General features: G+C 59.8%; 16 protein-coding genes and 1 other RNA gene. 4 read left to right on the top strand and 13 right to left on the bottom strand.

What is annotated here, in order from left to right:
• Window positions 1-101: 101 nt before the first annotated feature.
• The 3 genes from ssrA to R3E82_21450 all read left to right on the top strand — a co-directional run bounded on the left by ssrA (window position 102) and on the right by R3E82_21450 (window position 2184).
• Window positions 102-456: a transfer-messenger RNA gene (gene ssrA, locus R3E82_21460) on the top strand.
• Between the two features lie 188 nt (window positions 457-644).
• Complete coding sequence (locus R3E82_21455) at window positions 645-1853, top strand: tyrosine-type recombinase/integrase (GenBank protein ID MEZ5553463.1); 1209 nt, start codon at window positions 645-647, stop codon at window positions 1851-1853.
• 154 nt (window positions 1854-2007) lie between these two features.
• Window positions 2008-2184 carry a hypothetical protein gene (locus R3E82_21450; protein MEZ5553462.1) on the top strand — a complete coding sequence of 59 codons (177 nt, stop codon included), beginning with the start codon at window positions 2008-2010 and terminating at the stop codon, window positions 2182-2184.
• A gap of 215 nt (window positions 2185-2399) precedes the next feature.
• Here the strand turns inward: R3E82_21450 and R3E82_21445 are convergent, their stop codons facing one another.
• From R3E82_21445 to R3E82_21410, 8 genes are all read right to left on the bottom strand, one after another.
• Window positions 2400-4412 (bottom strand): ATP-binding protein, encoded by a 2013-nt coding sequence (locus R3E82_21445; protein ID MEZ5553461.1) that lies wholly within the window; start codon window positions 4410-4412, stop codon window positions 2400-2402.
• The gene (locus R3E82_21440; protein MEZ5553460.1) at window positions 4402-5682 is read right to left on the bottom strand and encodes an SIR2 family protein; all 1281 of its coding nucleotides are present in this window, start codon (window positions 5680-5682) and stop codon (window positions 4402-4404) included. The genes R3E82_21445 and R3E82_21440 overlap by 11 nt, the downstream gene beginning before the upstream one ends.
• Window positions 5675-5821 carry a hypothetical protein gene (locus tag R3E82_21435; GenBank protein ID MEZ5553459.1) on the bottom strand — a complete coding sequence of 49 codons (147 nt, stop codon included), beginning with the start codon at window positions 5819-5821 and terminating at the stop codon, window positions 5675-5677. Before R3E82_21435 ends, R3E82_21440 begins: the two co-directional genes overlap by 8 nt.
• Window positions 5818-8766 carry a type I restriction endonuclease subunit R gene (locus tag R3E82_21430; protein MEZ5553458.1) on the bottom strand — a complete coding sequence of 983 codons (2949 nt, stop codon included), beginning with the start codon at window positions 8764-8766 and terminating at the stop codon, window positions 5818-5820. Before R3E82_21430 ends, R3E82_21435 begins: the two co-directional genes overlap by 4 nt.
• Window positions 8753-10174, bottom strand: coding sequence for a restriction endonuclease subunit S (locus R3E82_21425; GenBank protein MEZ5553457.1), 1422 nt, complete (start codon window positions 10172-10174; stop codon window positions 8753-8755). The genes R3E82_21430 and R3E82_21425 overlap by 14 nt, the downstream gene beginning before the upstream one ends.
• A complete protein-coding gene (locus tag R3E82_21420; GenBank protein MEZ5553456.1) occupies window positions 10174-12306 on the bottom strand; it encodes a class I SAM-dependent DNA methyltransferase in 2133 nt (710 codons plus the stop codon). Before R3E82_21420 ends, R3E82_21425 begins: the two co-directional genes overlap by 1 nt.
• Window positions 12307-12325: 19 nt before the next feature.
• The gene (locus tag R3E82_21415; GenBank protein MEZ5553455.1) at window positions 12326-14431 is read right to left on the bottom strand and encodes a DUF262 domain-containing protein; all 2106 of its coding nucleotides are present in this window, start codon (window positions 14429-14431) and stop codon (window positions 12326-12328) included.
• A 157-nt stretch (window positions 14432-14588) separates the two neighbouring features.
• Window positions 14589-14804 (bottom strand): helix-turn-helix domain-containing protein, encoded by a 216-nt coding sequence (locus tag R3E82_21410; protein ID MEZ5553454.1) that lies wholly within the window; start codon window positions 14802-14804, stop codon window positions 14589-14591.
• Window positions 14805-15144: 340 nt separating this feature from the next.
• Here R3E82_21410 and R3E82_21405 point away from each other — a divergent pair, with 340 nt between their 5' ends.
• Window positions 15145-15336 carry a hypothetical protein gene (locus R3E82_21405; protein MEZ5553453.1) on the top strand — a complete coding sequence of 64 codons (192 nt, stop codon included), beginning with the start codon at window positions 15145-15147 and terminating at the stop codon, window positions 15334-15336.
• Window positions 15337-15347: 11 nt separating this feature from the next.
• On the opposite strand, the gene R3E82_21400 is transcribed toward R3E82_21405, so the two are convergent.
• From R3E82_21400 to R3E82_21380, 5 genes are read right to left on the bottom strand one after another with little or no spacing between them, the layout of a single operon-like run.
• On the bottom strand, window positions 15348-16913 hold the full coding sequence (locus R3E82_21400; GenBank protein MEZ5553452.1) for a conjugal transfer protein TraG N-terminal domain-containing protein: 1566 nt from the start codon (window positions 16911-16913) through the stop codon (window positions 15348-15350).
• Window positions 16910-17284 carry a hypothetical protein gene (locus R3E82_21395; protein MEZ5553451.1) on the bottom strand — a complete coding sequence of 125 codons (375 nt, stop codon included), beginning with the start codon at window positions 17282-17284 and terminating at the stop codon, window positions 16910-16912. The genes R3E82_21400 and R3E82_21395 overlap by 4 nt, the downstream gene beginning before the upstream one ends.
• A complete protein-coding gene (locus tag R3E82_21390; GenBank protein MEZ5553450.1) occupies window positions 17268-18620 on the bottom strand; it encodes an integrating conjugative element protein in 1353 nt (450 codons plus the stop codon). The genes R3E82_21395 and R3E82_21390 overlap by 17 nt, the downstream gene beginning before the upstream one ends.
• The gene (locus tag R3E82_21385) at window positions 18617-19645 is read right to left on the bottom strand and encodes a TIGR03756 family integrating conjugative element protein (GenBank protein MEZ5553449.1); all 1029 of its coding nucleotides are present in this window, start codon (window positions 19643-19645) and stop codon (window positions 18617-18619) included. Before R3E82_21385 ends, R3E82_21390 begins: the two co-directional genes overlap by 4 nt.
• Window positions 19642-20094 carry a TIGR03757 family integrating conjugative element protein gene (locus R3E82_21380; GenBank protein ID MEZ5553448.1) on the bottom strand — a complete coding sequence of 151 codons (453 nt, stop codon included), beginning with the start codon at window positions 20092-20094 and terminating at the stop codon, window positions 19642-19644. The genes R3E82_21385 and R3E82_21380 overlap by 4 nt, the downstream gene beginning before the upstream one ends.
• Window positions 20095-20201 lie beyond the last annotated feature (107 nt).

Here is a 20201-nt window from a genome sequence, read left to right as displayed (position 1 = left end):
ATTCTGCGGAAGAGTTCTAATCCGGCGAGTGCAGTTTGCCAGACTCCCGCCACATTGACGTGACAGGCTTCATGCTAGACTGCGCACACACCACCACCTACGGGGGCGACTTGGCTTCGACGTGGGTAACAGAGCTGGAGGTGCATGCCGAGAGGGTAGTGACTCTCGTTAAACAATCGCTGTAACTTTTATAGTTGCCAACGACGAAAACTACGCACTAGCGGCCTAAAACCCGCTTACGCCGATGATTCAGGCCTGCATGATGAAATCGGCGGCGCAAGCTGCAGGATCGTGTGGATGTCTCGCCCGGGGCTGAAGCACTAAAAACAATCGGGATCGCTGACGACACCCTGACCGTTGGGTCGTCTGAAGCTAAATCAATAAACGGAAGCTAAGCATGTAGAGCCAATAGCCGAGTGCCAACGGACGCGGGTTCAACTCCCGCCGCCTCCACCATTACAGAGTTTTCAAGCCCCTGAAAACTCAAGGAAAAGCGCCCTCAGTGGCGCTTTTTTCTTATCTAAATCAAGCAAATACGTTTAGCAAAAGCATCTCTCGGGATATCTCGTCATATCCCGCCTTCACACCCTTTTCGGGGGTATATCTGGGGGTATAAAATACCCCCAGCAAGAAAATACCCCCAGATGCTGACGATCCAGGAAATCAAGAACGCGAAACCGACCGACAAGCAGCGCAAGCTGTTTGATCGCGATGGCCTGTACCTGGTTGTCACGCCGGCCGGCGGCAAGCTTTGGCGCGGCAAGTACCGCGTCAACGGCAAGGAGAAGACGCTCAGCCTGGGCCCGTACCCGAAGATCGGGTTGGCCGAGGCTCGGGAACGATGGGCCGATGCCCGAAAGCTCGACGATCCCTCTGCCGCCAAGCGTGCCGAGAAGGAACAGCAGGCTGGCGCGTCGACGATGCCCACCTTCCTCGAGGTGGCGAACGAGTGGCACCGGCGCCAGTCGCCTGGTTGGACCAAGAAGCACGCCTCGCAGGTCTGGCGGTCGCTCGACATCGACATCCTGCCAAAGCTCGGCCCCCGCCCCGTCGACCAGATCCAGCCCATGGAGATCATGGCGCTGATCGAAGGCATCGAGGATCGCGGCGCCGGCGAGATCGCGACGAGGGTGCTGCAGCGAGTGCGCGCCGTCTTCTCCCGGGCCGTGGCGCTCGGCTACCGAGACGTGAACCCGGCCGGCGAGCTCCACAATCACCTGAAGCCGCGAAAGAAGGGACAACAGACCGCACTTGCCGCCGAGGAGCTGCCGGCGTTCCTGCACGCACTCGATGCCTACAACGGCGACGCGGCGACACGCCTGGGTCTGCGCCTGCTGATCCTCACCCTCGCCCGCACCAGCGAGGTCCGCGAAGCAAAGTGGACCGAGTTCGACCGTGAGCAAGGGATGTGGGCGGTTCCGGCGGAGCGTATGAAAAACCGCCGCGAACACCGCGTGCCCCTATCGCAGCAGGCGCTCGCCACGCTCGAGGAGCTGCACAAGGTTACCGGCCATTCACAGTGGCTGATGCCAGGCCGGCTCGAGGACAAGCCGGCCAGCCAGAACACCATGATCTTCGCCGTCTACCGGATGGGCTTCCACAAGCGCACTACCGTCCACGGCTTTCGCGCCCTGGCTTCGACGATCCTGAACGAGGCCGTCACGGAGGTCGACGGGAAGAAACATCGCATGTGGTCGGTCGATGCCGTGGAGCGTGCCCTGGCTCACACCGAGCAGAACAAGGTCAAGGGTGCCTACGACAGGGGCGACCGGTTCGAGGAGCGGACGCGCCTGATGCAATGGTGGGCCGACTATCTCGACGCAGTCACGAAGGCGCCGAATAAGAAGCGGTGACCCCTCGTTCGGGCTCGAAATCATCGGAACATCACGAGCAAACTCAGGACCTAAAAAAACCACGACGCAGGTTGAATCGATTTTCGGCGGCGATGCCCCGCTATGTGGACAACAATCCTAACCGTCCATATCACGTTATAACGAGAGACGGTTCATGAAGCGACTCATCACCGACAAGCACCTGAAGGAGAAACTTGGCGGCTGCTCTGACATGACGATCTGGCGTTTGCGTCGGGATGGCAAACTTCCAAAGCCGAAGAAGTTGGGCAATCGAAATGTCACTCCAGAGGACGAGGCGGACAAAGCGATTCAGCGCCTCATTGGCGGGTGAAGTGGGCGCCACCTGCCTAATCGATTCGAGAGATTCGAACCTTCGGCGTTTCTCTGTATTTTCGTAGCTTACAAAGGCACCGTGTCCACATCGTGTCTAATTAGAACGCCTTCATCTTTCCCGACCAGCGGTCAGCATTAAATGTTCCGACGCCGGAAACTTCTCTATCGCCAGCCAAACGTCGCCGTCGCGGTGATCCGGAAGCGATATTACAGCTAGCTGTCGCCAGTTCCGCTATTGCTAACCCCTCCAGCAATTTGCACTTGCGCAGCACGCCCCACTTCATGGAACCAAAGATCCCGAATCTTTGCGTCATCGCTCTTCGGCAGTGGGCTCGCATCACGAACGCGGAATGTCGTCGGTAAGTTGACCGAAGTCCCGAACACAAGTGCATGTTGCTTCGGTAGAGACGGCAAACGTTTTAATACGGATTCAGAAATGAAAGGCGTCATCTGTCGGATCTGGAAAAGGTCATCCGGATTCTGAATGCGGTGAATGACGAAGTTCGAGCACTGCGACAGCACCGTTTTCGAAAGTTCACTCGGTCGTTGGGAGGCGACGAGCAGGAAAAGCCCATATTTACGGCCCTCCTTCGCAATACGTTCATAAATTTGGCTGGCGTCGATGGCATAACGAGACGGAGACTCTGCTATATACCTATGCGCCTCCTCCAAAAGCAAATGGACAGGAAAGCGATTTCTTGGCTCGGCTTCCCGGAGCAGACGAAAAGCCATCCGTGCGAGAACGGAGGCGACCAGCTCAACCACCTCGTCTTCGACCGCATTCATGTCGACAATTATGATCTGGCTACGCTTGACTAGCTGGCCGCCGATTGACGTCAAGCCGAGAAGTTCTTCCAAAAAAGCTCTCAGCGACGGCGCTTCGTCGCACGGCTGCAGGTCGTATCGAAGGAATGCGTATTCCGCCCGCTCCTTCAGCGACTTGAAGCGGGTCATCATCTGTGAGCAATAATCCCTAATCTGTCTGTTGCCGTGCGCCTCCTCGTAGAGGATTGCAAAGTCGAGGCATTCCTCGAGATCGTCAAATGTGAACGGTGTACGGTGATATGAAGGAAGCTCGACGTCCTCGCGAAGCTTTTCTCGAACCTCGTTCAGGAAATTCTCCAAATTACCACCGGGTACAAAATTTCCGTACTGGTAGTTGGCGCCATATTTTTGGAGCAAGTCCCTATTCAACTCGTCGGTCGGGTATCTCTGCAACAGCGACACGACGCGCTGAAATTTGGCGACTGGGGAATCCCCGTCAGCCCCACGAAAGCACTCGATGATGCATGTCGCGATGAAGTGTTCCCTGATCCGCAGTGCTTCCGGAGAGTTCTGACGAAATAAGCCTGTAAGTCCCAAGGCCGTTCGTAGCACCGGTAATTGCGTCCGCTCGCTTGCCTGAAGCAGAAGTTCCCATTCTGATTGCTCCAGGAACCAATGAGGCAGTCGGAACCGTCCTTCGGCTGCCGTTCCGTCGAGGATTAGGCGGGACACCTTGATATCACTGCTATTGGCTAAGGACGAGAGAGCCTGCTCATACTCGCCGTTAACATCAAAGACGACGAACGTTGCGCCCCGCGCGTGGTGCTCATCCGCCTTTTCGAACAACGACTGCAGGATAGAGGCGACGGTGCAGGACTTGCCGCTACCGGTATTACCAAGCACAGCCGTGTGGCCGCTGAAGAAATCGTCGATCCGAACCTTGACGTCATAGCCTTCGAATACAACCGATTTACCAATTGTCAACGCGCGGAAGCGCGTCGCATCATGCGGGATAGGTGGAACTCCGTTCACGGCAGGCGTCGGTTCGACAGGAAAATCCGTTTCGAAGATCCGGTCGAGTTCCGCGTCAAGAGCATAGAGTGCATCCGCGTAGAGCGACGGAAAGACGGACACGCCGAAACGAAACTTCTCACTTCGGTCCTGTGGCAGCATTCCAACGGGAACGACATCGAGGTATTTCGCCGAAGTTGCCTTATCCAAGTCGCCGTCACTCTGGCTGTAGCCGCCGACGTCACGCTCGCGTAAGCCGACGACCTCGACCACGACATATTCGGCATGCACTGGCACCATCAAGAAGGATCCGAGCCGGGCCACGTAATGAACGTCGTCGAACCCCACCACTGTGAAATTATCCGTACCCGCATGCATTTCGACGACGAGCCTGTCGGCAGCGACAGACACGATCTTGCCGATCGCGCGCTTTCGATCGTCACGGCTCATCCGTCGCCCCCGCATTCGGCGACATTGCTTCCAGGACCTTCTTCACGGCGTCGTCGATTCGTTCGCTCGGTCGTTGCGGCATGAACTCTTCTACGACCGTATCGAAATAGTGCGCTCTGCGGCCCTCGTCTGGCCCTTCCCCTCCGATGATCCAAATCCGAGGATCGTCAAGATCACGAAGTTTAGTGATCTCACCCTGAAGCATAGGGTCTGCAAATATCACGAGCCTGAAGGTTGGGATTGTCAACGCCTGATAGATAATATTGTTTATGTGCTCGTCGCCGAATGCGTAGCCCATCGTGAAGAGCACGCTTTGCTCACGTACGATGCGCGACTGAAATTCACGGAATAGGTCAGCATAGGGCGATCCCAGTGCAGAGTTCTGCTTTGCAGGAGTCGGATAGATCATCACCTTCCCGGGGTCTTGGGACGTCACCGTCTCTCGAATCGGAAAAAGTCCATGATCGTCCTCGATCCAACTGATAGACCCGTGAAGCTTGCAAAGATATACGAACCCGTCGACTGCGGACCATTTTCGGCTTGTCACATCGAGCTGCTCAGCTAGAGCGTAGCGAAACGTCGCAGGATTGAAGCGGCGTTCCACAACGCCGGAAAAGCCATTTGCATACGGCAAGCCAAGCCGGTCCATGGCCGTCTCATTGAATAGATCATAATTCGTCGTGAACACCCAAGGCCGTGGGAGAGACCGATCCCGGAGGACAAGCTTGCGGTAGAACGACTCATACAGACGCATGACAGTGCCGTCGCCGGTTGCGAATGCCCCTGCCGTGCACTTTGTCCAGAGGAACTTGTGGACCTTGTGAATGATTGAGTTGATGACCAAAAGCCAATTACTGGCCCCCTCAAGCGCGCTGCGTATGAGGATGAAGCGTAGGCTGAACAGGACTTCCATCAGTCGCTCCAGATTACGCGCAAAATCGTCGGCGCTGATATCGATTCCGAACTCATTCAGGAGCAGTTCGCGTTCAGCAGCTGTCGGGAATGACGGGTCGTCAGCATCCCTCTTCTTCGTGAATTCCTCAGCAAGGGGTGCCATAGTCGGAACACCGACTTCCTGGCCGTCGACCCATGACGACGAGCAACCAGCTCCTAACAGAAATGCTACATTTCTCGCGTTCAGCGATTCACCGAGCGCGTGTCGAACCTTGTCAGCACCATCTGGCCATTCGTATTCCACGACGCCACTCTCGGCGCCACGGATGAAACTAAAGGTCCGACCTCGAGTGTCTTGCTCTTCTAGGTCAGCCATCTCCTCTTCCCCACTCTTCTTCGACGCCCTTCCTAGGCTGCCCGATGATCGGAATATCGTCAGCAGTGGCTTCAAGCTGCGCCTTATCCGTTCTGACCTGCAGCATGATCAATCGATAAATACGCTTAACACCGGTCATGATGCTTCCTGATAGGTCACGCCGAAGATGGTGTCGCCTAGCCATTTCTTGAATGACGGGTTGTCGCTGAACTGCTTGAACAGCTCCGTGTGGTCGGACAAGAGGTCGATCATCACGCGTTGCAGCGCGGCGTCGTGCTCGATCCGGGCGGTCTTTTTGTCGTTGTTCTTCATGGCGTTCTGATAGGCGGCATCCGCCGCTACCTTGGCCGGGATCTCCTCAGCGATGACCTTGCGGATCTTGTCAGCATCCTTCCAATCGATATTGCCGAACTGGTCGTTGAACGCCTTGATGATGTTGCTAAGTTGGTCCAGCTCCGGTTCCGGCTTGCGTCCGCCGCCACTGGTGGGCACGGGACCGACTTCGGCATCCTGATCCGGAAGGCCGATCTTCAGGCTGGTTTTGACCTCGACACGGTAGCTGTCCATGTCGATGGCCTCTAGGATGCCTCGTGAGAGATCCTCCTCCTTGGGCGCGGGGAGCTTTGGAATCAGGAAGTTCAGGAAGATCGACAGCTTTTCCCAGTCGGCATTCGAGTACGCCAGGATCGAGGCCAGAAATCCGTAGGTGCGCGCAAAAGCCTTGGCCTTGCCCTTGAAATCCACCTGGCCGTCTTCATCGAGATCGGCGTTGTAGGTGGCCACGCAGGCGTCCAGGATCGGGTCGAGCTTGTCGCGATCCGCGCCGTTCAGATAGAGCTCTACCATATCGTCGATTTGTGCCTGCGAATAAATCTGATAGCCGTCCAGATCCGACTTCAGATCGTGCAGCTTGTTGGGGTCGGTCTCGTCACTGAGGATGGTGGTGCGGTAATAGGGCTCGAATGACTTCTGGATGGTCTCCGAGTCGTTGTAGAAATCGAGCACAAAAGTGTCGTGCTTCTGCGGGTGCGCGCGATTGAGGCGCGAGAGCGTCTGAACCGCCTTGATGCCGGAAAGCGCCTTGTCCACGTACATGGTGTGCAGCAGCGGTTCGTCATAGCCGGTCTGGTACTTGTCCGCGACGATCAGGAAGCGGTACGGGTCCTGCTGCACCTTGTCCGGAATCTGGCTACTGGGAAAACCGTTCAGTGTCGCTTCGGTTACTTTCTTACCGCCGTACTCGTGCTCCCCGGAAAAGGCCACGATGGGTTCGTAAGGGCTCTTGCGCTCCTTGAGGTAATCCTTGAAGGCGTGGAAATACTGGATGGCCCGCTTGATGCCGTTGGTGATGACCATCGCCCGGGCCTGGCCGCCGATCTTGCGATGGCCGATCACCTGGGCGTGGAAGTGGTCCACCATGATCTCCGCCTTCTCGCGGATGGCGTGCTCGTGGGACTCCACGTAGCGGCGCAGCTTTTTCTGGGCCTTGTTGGCGTCGAAGAGCGGGTCGTCCTCCACCGTCTTGGCGAGACGGTAGTAGCTCTCCACCGGGGTGTAGTTCTTCAGCACATCGAGGATGAAGCCCTCCTGGATGGCCTGCTTCATGGTGTAACTGTGGAACGGGTGGTGCTTGACGGTACCGTCGGGCTGCGGGTCCGGCTCGCCGAAGATCTCCAGGGTCTTATTCTTGGGAGTCGCGGTGAAGGCGAAGTAGCTGGCGTTAGCCACCATCTTCCGGCCTTCTATGATCTTATTGATCTTGTCCTCGAGCGTTTCCTCTTCATCATCGTACTCGGGATGCTCCTCCAGTACGCGGTTCATGGCGGCGGTTGTCTTGCCGCCTTGGCTGGAGTGGGCCTCGTCGATGATGATGGCGAACTTGCTCTGGCGGTGTTCATCACCAATCTCATCGAGGATGAACGGGAATTTCTGCACCGTGGTGATGATGATCTTCTTCCCGCCCCTGAGGAATTTCCTCAAATCGCCCGAGTGTTCAGCATGGCCGACGGTGGCGGAGACCTGGGCGAACTGCTTGATGGTGTCGCGGATCTGCTTGTCGAGTTCCCGCCGGTCGGTGACCACGATCACCGAGTCGAACAACGCCTCGCTCTCGTGCTCCAGCCCCACAAGCTGGTGCGCCAGCCAGGCGATGGAGTTGCTCTTGCCGCTGCCCGCCGAGTGCTGGATCAGGTAGCGCCTGCCGACGCCGCCCTCAGCGGCATTGGCCAGCAGCATGCGCACCACCTTCAACTGGTGGTAGCGGGGGAAGATCTGCTTGTACCTCTTTTTGCCGGTCTTCTCGTCCTTTTCCTCCACCACCTGGGCGTAGTTTTCCAGGATATCGGTCAACCCCTCCTTGGAGAGGGTCTCCTTCCACAGGTAGTCGGTGGCAAGCCCATGAGGGTTCGGCGGATTGCCCGCGCCGTCGTTGTAGCCCTTGTTGAAGGGCAGAAACCACGAGCCCTTGCCCTTGAGGTGGGTACAGAAACGCACCTCGTGATCGTCCACGGCAAAGTGGACGGCGCAGCGGCCGAACTGGAACAGCAGCTCCTTCGGGTCGCGGTCGCGCTGGTACTGTTGAACGGCATCGAGAACCGTCTGTTTGGTGAGCTTGTTCTTGAGTTCGAAGGTGGCGATGGGCAGGCCGTTGATGAACACAGCCATGTCGAGGGAGAGCGCGGTCTCGTTGCGGCTGTAGCGGAGCTGGCGGGTGACGCTGAAGAAGTTGGCCGCGAATCGTTCCGCCGCCTTCACGTTGCCCGGCGTCGGCGTGCCGTAGAAAAGGTCCACATGGGCGGGGCCGTGCTTGATGCCGCCGCGCAGCACGTCGACCACGCCGCGCTTGGCGATCTCGCCCTGCAGGCGGTGCAGAAACTGGGTACGCTTGGGGCCTTCTTCGTCGATGCCGAGAGCCTTATAGCCATCGGGCTCGGTGGCGACGAGAAATTGCAACAGCTTGGCCAGGTCGACGGCGTGTTCCCGGTCGTAGTCCTGCGGGTCGCCCTGAACATATCCGGCATTCTCCACGAGGGACGCGACGATGATCGATTCCAGTCCCTCTTCGCTGGTGTCAGTCGGCTTCATCCACGTCCCCCTCGTCATCGAGTACGTCATCCAATTCGGCGGTGTCCTCTTCCAACGCCAGCAGCTCTTCCTCGGCGACCTCCGGCACCTCGATGCCGCGTACATCTACCTGACCGGTGACGACATCGGAAATCAGCCGGATGCGGTATTCGCGCATCAGCTCGATCTCACGCTCGGCCCTTGAAATCGCCTGGCTGATCTCGGCGCACTTCTCATTGATGTGAGCGATAATCGCCCGCTGTTCCTCCAACGGCGGGAGCGGGAAGAACGCCCCCTTGATTGCACCTTGCGCCAAGCCAAAGCGAGTCACGCCGGTGGCGGCAATCCGGAACTGGTCTGCCACCGGGTCGGATGAGAATGCCCTAAACAGAAACTCGCCTTCGATTTCACCTGAGAACGGTCTGATCAAGGCCAAGTGATAGGCGCAAACGACGCCCGGAAGTGCCTCGGGAACGAAGGTAGGAATGGCGATGTCGTCCCAACTTTCGGAATCCTTGGTGATGATCACGTCACCCGCTTTAAGCTCAAAAGCGCGAATTTCTTCAGGCGTGGCCGTGGCTTTCATGAAATCGATGGCAGCGGTGATGCGGTCGTTCTTGTAAACATCCACGTAGTTGCAGAGCATGACCGGGACTTCGTCCTCGTTCGTGTTCTTGTCGACGCCACTTGCCCTGACCGCCGCCAGCGTGCGGAGCCGTCTTGCGTCCCAATGCTCCGGAATATCTCCGATCCATTCCACGCCGCTGGGCTTGAACTTGACCTTGGGATCAAGCCCCCGGGTCACGGCCTGGTTGATGACGTTCTGCTTCTGTTCCTTGAGCAGTTCAATGAACCGCCGCTTGTTGCGGATAAATTTTCGGAACAAGCGGTCTTGCGCCTTCAGGAATCGTGCGATGGTTTGCTGCTCTTCCTGCGGAGGGCAGACCACCGGCATGCTCAGAAATTTATCGGGATAGAGCCTGAGCCGGGAAGAGCGGATGCCCGTTGACCGGCAAATGTATTCCGACCGATATCCTTCAATCCGCAACAGGCTGTCGAGATAGTAGTAATCGTAATCCTGGTTGCTTCTTGGTCGGTAAACGCCATAGGCGGGACTCACAATTCCGGCATGGTTCGAGACGCCCAATGCAGACATCCAGGCCCACATCGTATTGATGATCAGATCGCCGGGTTGGCAACGTTTCTGACCGACATTCGACTCGGCCTTGAACATGGTCACGTTCTTCTGGCTGCGGGGAGTCACTCCCGTGATGTGCGACACAGAGAGCATTTCTTCATCACCTGCCTGGGAGCGATCATCAATCTCTTTGAAGTAATACTTTGCCCGCTTCTCAGGCCAATGTGCGGGAATGCTCCCGACCCAGCTCACTCCAGCGTCCTTATATTCTGGATAGGAGGCCAGCTTCATTACCCAGCCTCCCCGACAATCTGTTCCAGAAGGCCTTCGGTCTCCTGCTCCAAGGCGTAGATATCGGCCTTGATCTCATCGAGGGTGCGCATGGGCGCGGGCCGGTAGAAATGACGGGTGAAGGAGATCTCGTAGCCCACCAGCGTCTTGCCTGGATCGATCCAGGCATCCGGGGTGTAGGGCAGCACCTCACGCCGGAAGAACGCTTCGATGCCGCCTTCTTCCAGCAGCGGCACCTGCTCGCTGTCGCGCAGGGCGGTATCCGGCTCGTATTCAACCACGCAGTGTTTGCCGCCCACCTCGGCGTCGAACAAGCCATGGATGGGATCGGGCATGGCCTTGCCCGGCTTGTGAACCTTCTTCAGCACCGGAGCGGCGTCCTCGCTGGTGTCGCAAAGTTCGCCCTGCAGCAGTTTCTTGCGCTTGGCGGTGAACTTGACACCGTGCTTGTCGGCATCGGTATCGCAGGCGTCCATGAAGGCGTTGAAATCCAGGTGTGGACCGGCTCCTAGGGTCTCGGCCACGCGGTGGGCCAGGTTGGCCAGCGGCTCTTCCTTGGCCTTGGCACAGGCCCGCTCGAACCGTTCCAGCCGGGCCGGGCTCAGGTCAACGGCGAGGCGCATTGGTCGGTCCACCGTCACCTTCCAGTAGCCGAAGGCCTCGTTGGGGAAAATCTTGGATTTCTCGGTTTCGACCGGATTGACCACCAGGTCACTGATGGCGCGGATATGTTCCTCGGAGAACTCGCAGTTCTTCTTGCCGAGGTTGCGGCGCAGCGGCACGAACCATTCGGTGGCATCGATGAGCTGGACCTTGCCTTGACGCTCTTCGCTCTTGCGGTTGGCCAGTACCCAGATGTAGGTAGCAATGCCAGTGTTGTAGAACGTGTTTTCCGGCAGAGCGATGATGGCCTCCAGCCAGTCGTTATCGATGATCCAGCGGCGGATATTGCTCTCGCCCTGGCCGGCGTCGCCAGTGAAGAGTGACGAGCCGTTGTGGACTTCGGCGATGCGGCTGCCAAGTTTGGTGGTGTGCTTCATCTTGGAGAGCTTGTTGACCAGGAACATGAGCTGACCGTCACTGGAACGGGTGATCATTTTGTATTCCGGGTCGCCGCCGTGCTGGGTGACAAAACGAGGGTCCTTGATGTCTCCCTTACCGCCCAGGCGCTCAAGATCGGTCTTCCAGCTCTTGCCATAGGGCGGATTTGAGAGCATGAAATCGAATTCCTGCGACGGGAAGGCATCGCTGGAGAGCGTGGAGCCGTACTTCATGTTCTCGGCCTCGGCCCCTTCGCCTTTGAGGAGCAGGTCGGCCTTGGAGATGGCGTAGGTTTCCGGCTGCACCTCCTGGCCGAAGAGATGGATGGAGACATCCTTGCCGTGGCTCTGGGCCAGCTCGGCCAGGCGCTCGTCAGCCACGGTCAGCATGCCGCCGGTGCCGCAGGCCCCGTCGTAAACAAGGTAGGTGCCCGATTCGATGTCGTCGGCCACCGGCAGGAAGATCAGGTCGGCCATGAGCTTGACCACATCGCGGGGCGTGAAGTGCTCTCCGGCCTCTTCGTTGTTCTCCTCGTTGAAGCGACGGATCAGCTCCTCGAAGATGGTGCCCATCGAATGGTTGTCGAGCGCCGGGAGCAGTTCGTTGCCGTCCACATCCTGAACAGGCTTGGGGCTCAGATTGACGCGGCCGTCGAGAAACTTCTCAATCAGGTGGCCGAGGATGTCGGCCTCGATCAACGTGGGGATCTGGTTGCGGAACTTGAACTTGTCGAGGATCTCCTGGACGTTGGGCGAAAAACCGTCCAGATAGGCTTCGAAATCGGCCTTGAGCTGCTGTTGCTTGGCGCGGTTCTTCAGGTCGCGCAGGGTAAAGGGCGAGACGTTGTAAAATGCCTCGCCGGAGGCCTGGCAGAGCGCGGCGTGCTGGTTGGCGATCCCTGCTCCGTCGAGCTGCTTTTTCATGCCGAGCACCTTTTCCTTGCTCGGCTCCAACAGCGCGTCGAGACGGCGGATGACCGTCATGGGCAATATCACGTCGCGGTACTTGCCGCGAACGTACACATCGCGTAACGCGTCATCCGCGATGCCCCAGATGAAGTTGACGATGCTGTTGTGGGTTACCTGATTCATTGTTATGCCCGGTTTGTTTTCATCCTTCAGATTCACCGTTCCCCATCTGTTTCTCGAACGCCTGCCGCACCAGACCCAGAATGTAGGGCAGCTCGTCCGCCTTGCTAAGGCTTACTTCCACGTCACCGTTGCCCCAACGACCCAGATTGGTGACATCCTTGGCCAGACCTTTCGGATCATGTAGCTCGTGAAACTGCATATTGAGCGATAGGCGGAGGCGACTTTTCTGGGGCACTATGTCTACGAAGTTAGTCTCAGCCTTGTAGGCGACATAGAGCTTCAGAAACTCCTCCGAGACGCAGGGGTCGAGCGCCAGAACTTCCTTACGAAAGATCTCGAATAGCTCGCGCATGGGCGAACCGATCGCGAGCTGCGGATGGTCATCGATCGTGTAGCCCGCTGCTTTCTCGCCGCGCGGACGGTACAACTCGAGCACTTCGGCTTGCAAAGAAGGCACCGCCCATACGCCCGTGGCCACCGCGGCAAGGCGTTCAGCGCGGTTCTTGATAGCCGCTTCATCCCACTTGTCGAGGCCGCTCAGGCCCTCGTTGAGTTTTAGTGGGCTCTCCCGGAATCCCCCTTTCATGTCACGCTTTTCCGAAAAGGGTCGGTCGCTGTATTCGGCGTTGTAGCCAGTGAGCGTAAGATTGCCGGGCGTGTGTAACCAGCTCTCCTGAACACGTTGCCAGTCGGGTCCGATTTCGTCCCGCCACCTCGCAGACAGATTCTCGTTTTGCGGAAGAATATGCTCGATGGTGTATTCGTCGACTGGAACACGCTCCTTGCGGCCATGGTTTTCGAGTCGCCGCAGCCAGTAGCTTCGACGAGGAAAGTTGTAGAGGTCACGCACGACGAACTCGCGCTTGAACTCCTCGTCGCCCGGGAACCGACGATAGGAGGGGAGCGTCAGCAAATGAGCCTGGACGCTCTCAAGGTACCGGTCTTTCTGCAGCGCACGCCCGAAAGTGGCGAAGGTCTTATTCAGGGAGTTTGTGGGGATTGCGCACACCGCGCGGCGGAATACGTATGCCTCGACCAACCGGACGGCAGCCTCGAAGTCGGTGCTCTCGAGTCTTCCGTAGGCAAAATCGTCGTAGAGCTCAAGCAAGAACGGATAGGCGACGTCCACCTTCAGCTCTCTCAGGTCACGAAAGGCCTCGGCGAGCTTCTTATCGGTTTCTTTGCCCAATGCCATCGCGCAGTAATAGCCCGCGAAGGCGTGAATATCCGCGACTAGCGAATCCAGGCCTGCAACGGCTATGTCCGGCGTTCGCGCATGAGATTTGAACGCTTCGTATACCGCTCGAACGTTTGGTATTTCTCCCGTCTTAAGCGTCAAGTAGTGCCGCATGAAGCTGTCGAAATGGGAGCCGTACCCCTCCTGACCGAAACCCACTTCCATCGGCCGCCAGTGATCCTCGTACAGCCGAGTCTGGTGAGCAGGCTCCAGCCCCATCAGGATGAAATTGCGGATCAGGTCGGCCTGGCTCAGCTCGCGTCCGGTCGAGTTCATGCTCTCAAAGATGAGCTGAGGATTGTCCTGGTCTCGACTGAGCGCGATGTCGACCACGACCAGCTTCGCGAGGCCGTGGCACAGGGCGGGAACGTCGGCGCCAAGGTTCTTCACCTGCTCTTCGAAAAAGGTGAAGTTCTCAGTGACTCGCAGGGATTGGTCGGTGGGTTGTGGCTTCTGCTGAACCAAGGCCAGCAGACTCGCCTTGTCGGTCTGTGTGAGCAGCAGCTTGAATCCGCGTTCTCCATCCTCCAACGGATTCAGCAGGTAGTAACTGCGCAATTTCTTGGCCGAGAAGCCGTCAACGGGCTCGCTGTCCCCCAGCTGGCGCGCCAAGGCTTCGAGAATCAATGTGACCGTGGTCAGTCTCTGCTGGCCATCAATCACGAGGAGAGGTGACTGACTAGATACCTGGTACAGGCCCTTCTCGATGTAGACGATGGAACCAACGAAATGGGCCGAGATGGCATCGTTGCTGCCGGTGCGGACGATGTCGTCCCACAGCTGACGGCATTCACGCTCGGTCCATGAGTACGTGCGCTGATAGATCGGAATGACGAACTGCGGTGACTTCTTGAGGAAGTCCAGAAACTTGGCTTCGGTGGCCTTCATGGCTCCAGACTCCGTCCAGTGCCACGACCTTGCATCGCCCGCAGCTCGGAACCGATGGCTTTCCGCTCCGAATTGCTGGATCGGCAAATGCTAGCGACGGCAGCGTCGACGTTGCTTCCGAGTCCTAGCAGACAGGTGGTTACCTGAAGCCCCAGGTTCATCCACGCCGCCCCTTGCCGTCTTGCCCTGGCTCATCGCCTGAAGCTCCGCCGTCCCGCACCCAGTCATCTACCTCCGATAGCTTGAACTTCCACAGTCGTCCAATCTTGTGAGCCGGCAACCCCTTGTGGTCAATCCATCGATAGACGGAGTCCTTGGCTACGCCGAGGTGTTTGGCCAGGTCATCAACCGAGACCCAGGGTTCATTCGTCATCAAGCTTCCCTCGTGGCGGCGCGCGCGCACCGAATCCCAGGATTTGGGCGGTCCACAGCGACTAGAGCGTACGCGCCCAGCGCGAACCATAGCATTGCAGCTTTAATCAGACAATACCGGGTTAAAATGACTCAAAGTCGTCTCAGAGCGCTCCAACGTTGGGGCTGCGATAACCAGCCGCCTGAACGATATGTTCGCCGTGGAGCGCCACGATGGTCTTGAATGTCGTGATAACGAGCATCAGCCCGAGGTACATCCTGAGTCCGATAGGGGACTAAAATCAGAATACTTGGATGAGGCGTCTTCAGACGGAGGATCACTGATCGCGATGAACGGGACTGTGACTACGCTAGTACGAGCTGCCAGTGAGCTAGCGCGAAGCGTGCTCTCGATCTTCGGTGCGGCGCTGGCGGCGGAAACTCGCGACGATGAACGTCAACTCCATGACACGGACCTGGTCGGCGAGTACAACCACCGCACCGGCCGCCTCGACGCCGGTAACGATCCCTACGGCTGGTACGACGAGGATTAGCCGAGCCGTCGCTAGCGGCGGAGGCCTCTGCTCGCGGCGGCCTTCCCAATCGCCCCGCCCTGGCGGCCCGCATCGTCCGCGGGCCGAGCCAATGGCGCGGTTGCGTTGTTGATTGCACGTCCCACATTGACGCCTGCCCAAGCCATCATCCCACTCCACAAGAGTGGTAGCCCCAGATAGAGGCTGGTCGTGATCATATTGAGCAGCATGCGCTTGGCGTCGTGCTCGCCTGGGTTGGCGAAGATCTGCAAGAAGACGTTGACGTCCGGGTACATGGACTGGATGAGATTCTGATCCACCCACATGGCCAGGTACCAGAGCACGCTCCAGAACTTGATCGTGAAGATCGCCATCGCACCGACCACCATCATCGAGAGCGAGTACCGAGACAAAACGACGATCATCGGCAATAACGCGTAGACACCCAACAGCATCAGGGCCTGCACCATAGGCAACGCCTGCAGCACCGCGGTCATCGTCACCGAGAAGAGCGCCGAAGCGGTGATGACTCCGCCAGTGGCCAGTCCACCTTTCACGACGTTCTCGGCGGTGGCGAGCCAACCAGTGCTGGCCGTGTTGCCGGCGACCAGTTCATTGCTCGACCAGGATGGCGGCGCGTTGTTGAGCACGGTGCGGACCACGGCGTCTTCCTGCTGTTCGCTCGCCAGGATCGGCGCCACGGCAACGACGAGCCCGGAGAATCCGGCCGACGTCGTATCCGCTTCGTCGATGAGCTTCTCGCGTAGGCCCACGGCGCCGTCTTCCCACCATTCCTTGCAGGTCGGTTTGCCCCAGGTTGGCGGCGAGGCCGGGTCGTACTCGGTATCGCGTGCCGCGTTGTACGCCCATCCGGGGATCTGTCTTGTCGGGCGCAGGCTGTCGTAGAAGCCGGCCGTGTCGCGATAGACGTGCGAGCCCATCCAATCCGGATCATCGTCACCGTAGGTTGTCAGGATGCCGGCAACGGCCGCTGTCGCGGGTCGTTCAGCCTGGTACTTGGACCGCGCCGGCACGTAGCACTCGCTGAAGAAATCGCTCGCCTCCTGCCGCAAGCGCGGATCGGCAATGGTCGCGAGTCGTGCCTGTTGCTCGTAGGTGCGCAGATCGCTCGCTGCGGGCAGACCCTCGACCACGGCATGATTGAATCCGGAGGTCATCGCGAGCACGGCATACCACCACACCGGAATGTTCACGGTCGCCGGTGAGCCGGTGAAGCCCACGGCGCCATACGTGCTCTGCGGCGCCGCCACGGTGGCGGCCGCCGGCGTGGGGTCGGTCAGCGTCGGTTGCGGCGCGTAGCTCAACGTCCCGGCGTTCAGCGGGGTCAGCGCTGCGGGTTGGCCGGCCAGCACCACCACCAGGAGCGCAATGAAAAGCTCGATCTCCATGCGCCGCAGCGACAGCCCCGTGACGGTCCCGAACTCGCCGCCTTCAGCCGGTTCCCGCCAGTTGTCGATGAGGATGCCGAGAAAGGGCAGATAGACGATGCCGGTGCTGACCAGCACGTCCCACAGCACGCCGTAGAACGCCCAGCCGAACAGGGTCGTGAAGAGCTCGAGGTAGCTGTCGACGCTCACGTCGAGTGCACCGCCGCGCCGAAGAAGCGGCCGAGCAGGTTCTGGCCGATGATGAGCTCGATGACGAGCAACCAGCCGACGACACGCCAGCGCAGCGCCATCCAGCGCGCCCGCGCGGCCTCGTCGTCCGCGCGCGACCGAAGCGATGAAAGCCAAGGCCAGACCACCGCCAGCGCACCGATGAGTGCGAGTCGCAACCCGCCCAAGAGCGGCCTCAAACGGTCCACGCGTTCCGACACGATCGCCAGGGAGCTGAGCTCAACTGCCTGCCACAGGACGACCCCCACAACGATCACGGCGGCGGCTGCGACCAGCGACAGCGTCAGGAACCAGCGTCGGCGCAATCCGGTGCCGTTACTGCACGCGGCCATTGCTGAGTGGCCGCGGGTCGATGGGTTCGGCTTGCGGGACGTTGAGCGCCGCCTGGCGTCGAGCGGCGGCGCGCTGCAGCAGCACCGTCACCGTGTCGGAAACCACCTCGCGCCGTACGCGCGTCTCGAATAAGAGGCTCTCGATTTCCTTGTCGAGTTCGGCGAGCGCCGTATCCGCATGCTCACGCGCGACCTCGGTGGCGTACACCTCGGGTACCTGGCGGCCGGAGAGCAGTAGGCGCCGCGCATAGAGCGCCTTCTCCACCGTTCGGGCCGTGCTGATTTCCGAAACCAATCGACCGATGATGAGTCCCTGCTCGGTCGCCGGCATTTCCCGCATCGCTTCGACCACCTGGCGGGTCACGGCTACGCCCGGTGCGGTGACGAGCTCGAGATTGGCGAGCGTCGGCGCGGTCGCACCGCTCACCAGGTTCTGCAACTCGACGGTGACCGCGGTGGACTCGGTATAGAGCTTTGGCAGCAGGCCCGTCCCCGGGATGCTGTCCTTGCGGCAGGTGTCGCAGGTAGTGACGATGTTCTCACCGACCACGTCGACCACCCAGTTCCGCGCCGCGACCGGCGTCGGCCAGACTTCGGACAGGCGCGTGGCCGAGGCAGCGGGCACCGGGCCCGTCGCCGTGATAGGGCGGTTCATGTTGATGTTGTAGCCCGCCTGCACGATGTCCCCGGTGAACTGCAGCACGGGTTGGCCGGCGCCACCGGCCGGGCCTCCGATCCAGGGCACGCCGTTGTCGCCGTTCGAGGCTTCCACCGAATCCTTGGCGGTCACGGCATCGTTGCCGCCGATGCCCATCTGCATCTTCCAGTCGTTGCCCTTGGACAGAGTGATGAGATCCGCGTAGGGGTTTTTGCCCTGGGCCATCTCGGTCTCCATCTGCTCGCAGGATTTGGTGGCGAGCTGCATCGTCTCCTCGGCCTTGAGCAGCGCATTCTGGAACAGGTCGTAGAGCCCGGGATTGGCGCGCTGGAGGATCAGTGCCGGCAGCGCCGCGATCGCGGACGACGCGGCCGCCGTCATCGCATTCATCATGTCGTCCACACCGGACTTGATGTTGTTCAGGCTGTTGGTCACCGCGAGCACCGGATCGAACTTACCGCAGCTGTAGCCGAGCCCGAGCTGCGCCGAGCCGCCGAGAGTCACCGACACCACCGAGGGATTCGCTGGCGCGGAAACCGGCTCCGCCCCGCCGATCTCGTAGTACCAGAGGCCGTCCTCGGTCGGGCCTTCGGCAGCGTGGGACGCGCTGATGCTCAGGGTTGCGAGCAGGACGACGAGAGCGGCGCGGTGCAGAATTAGGGTGGCAGGTTTGCTCATGGCGGGTACGCAATCCAGTTGATGTCGAACAGGAACCACTGACCGCGCCGGCTGCAGCACTGGTAGGGCCGCCAGAGGTTCCAGGCATAGTCACCGGCCGAATCGACGCGGCCGCCACCCCATCCGGCGAGGCCGACCAGGTCGTTGGTGCCGAACCCGCCACAGCTCGCCTCGGGGCGAGGCGCCAGCATCTGCCAGGTGCCGGTGCGGGCATCCTTCTCAACGAGCGGACCAGGCGGCCAGACACGCTGGCTGCCCGAGCTGGGACCGCTGAGCGGTATATAGATGTGTGGTTGCCCCGTCCGCGTAACAATGTCGCCGGCGCGCTGAGCGGTGACGGCCCCAGCCTTGGGCTCTTCCGCCTGGGTTGTCCAACCGGTGCGAGGATGCACGCTGCCCCAGGTCTGCAGCGGCCAGGTACCTACCTCGCGCAGCCCCGGAATCCAGCTCGCCGGATAGAAAATCTCCGGGATCTCCTGCCGCCAAGACAGCGCATCGAGGCCAGACTGAAAGTACGGAACGAAGCTCATCGTCTGCGATTCACACAGGAGTCCGACGCCGGCGACGACGCCGGACAGCGAACTCAACGGATGTCCGATGGCATCGGTCTCCCGGAACACCAGGTTCCTGTGGTCCCGCCGATCGCCAGTCCCCTCGGTGCGGTTGCCGGCACTATCAATGGGCACGGGGAGGAGCGCGCCGAGCAATCCGGTGGCCGCAGCGCGTTGGGCCAGACCGAGCGTCGCGCGGATCTCGGCCCAGGGATTGCCGCCGAGTTCGTTGTAGACGCTCACCACCAGGTCGGGGTTGTAGTGGCCCACCTTGAGCGATGTGCGTACGCGGCAGCCGGTCCACGAGCAGCGCAGCCAAAAGCAGACGCCCACCGGCATCCAGCGCATGCAGGCGAAAGTCGCGGCCGAGGTCTGGGCGACAATTCCGGGCGTGGTGATGGTCGCCGCATGAGTCGTCGGCGGGGCCTGAAGTATCAGGGCGAGAACGAATAGTGTAAGACCACGCCACTTCATTGCGATCGAGCCCCGCGCCAGACTTCGTAGCGTGCGACTGCGTCGACCAGATCGGTGACGCCGTAGACCACGGCGGTACCGTTGACGACGATGGCGGGATAGCGATCGACGCCATACTGCACGGCCTTGGCCAGCCCGATCGCGGCGTCCTTCGCGGGGGCAATACGGGCGTCGTCCAACTCGCCGATACGTCGCAGTGCTTCAGCCTTTGCCGCGTCTGCGTCCGTCGGCAGGTTCTGTGAAAGCGTCGCTTCGAACTGCTCGAGACCGTCTACGGCATAGACGGTGACGGTCGCTTCTTGCAGCCCGCGATCATCCTGGCCGCTGACCGGGAACTCTGCCGCGGTGAACACTTCGAGGGTCAGCGGCTCGCCGGCTTGCAGGGCAGCGGTGAAGAGCAACGGTCCGAAGAGCGTCAGTGCGACCAGCGCGTGGGATATGGCAAGCATTTCTCTGTCATGGGTCGAGGAACGATGGTTGCCATCGTCCGTTCGGACAGAGAACGGGGGAAGGGAAAACCGGTGCAGTCTCGGGCGCCGTTTCTACCGCGCTTGCA

This window comes from Pseudomonadales bacterium, from assembly GCA_041395945.1.
In the GTDB taxonomy this organism is placed as follows: Bacteria; Pseudomonadota; Gammaproteobacteria; order Pseudomonadales; family Azotimanducaceae; genus SZUA-309.
Note: the sequence above shows the minus strand (reverse complement) of the source record. Positions and strands in the feature narration are given on the sequence as shown.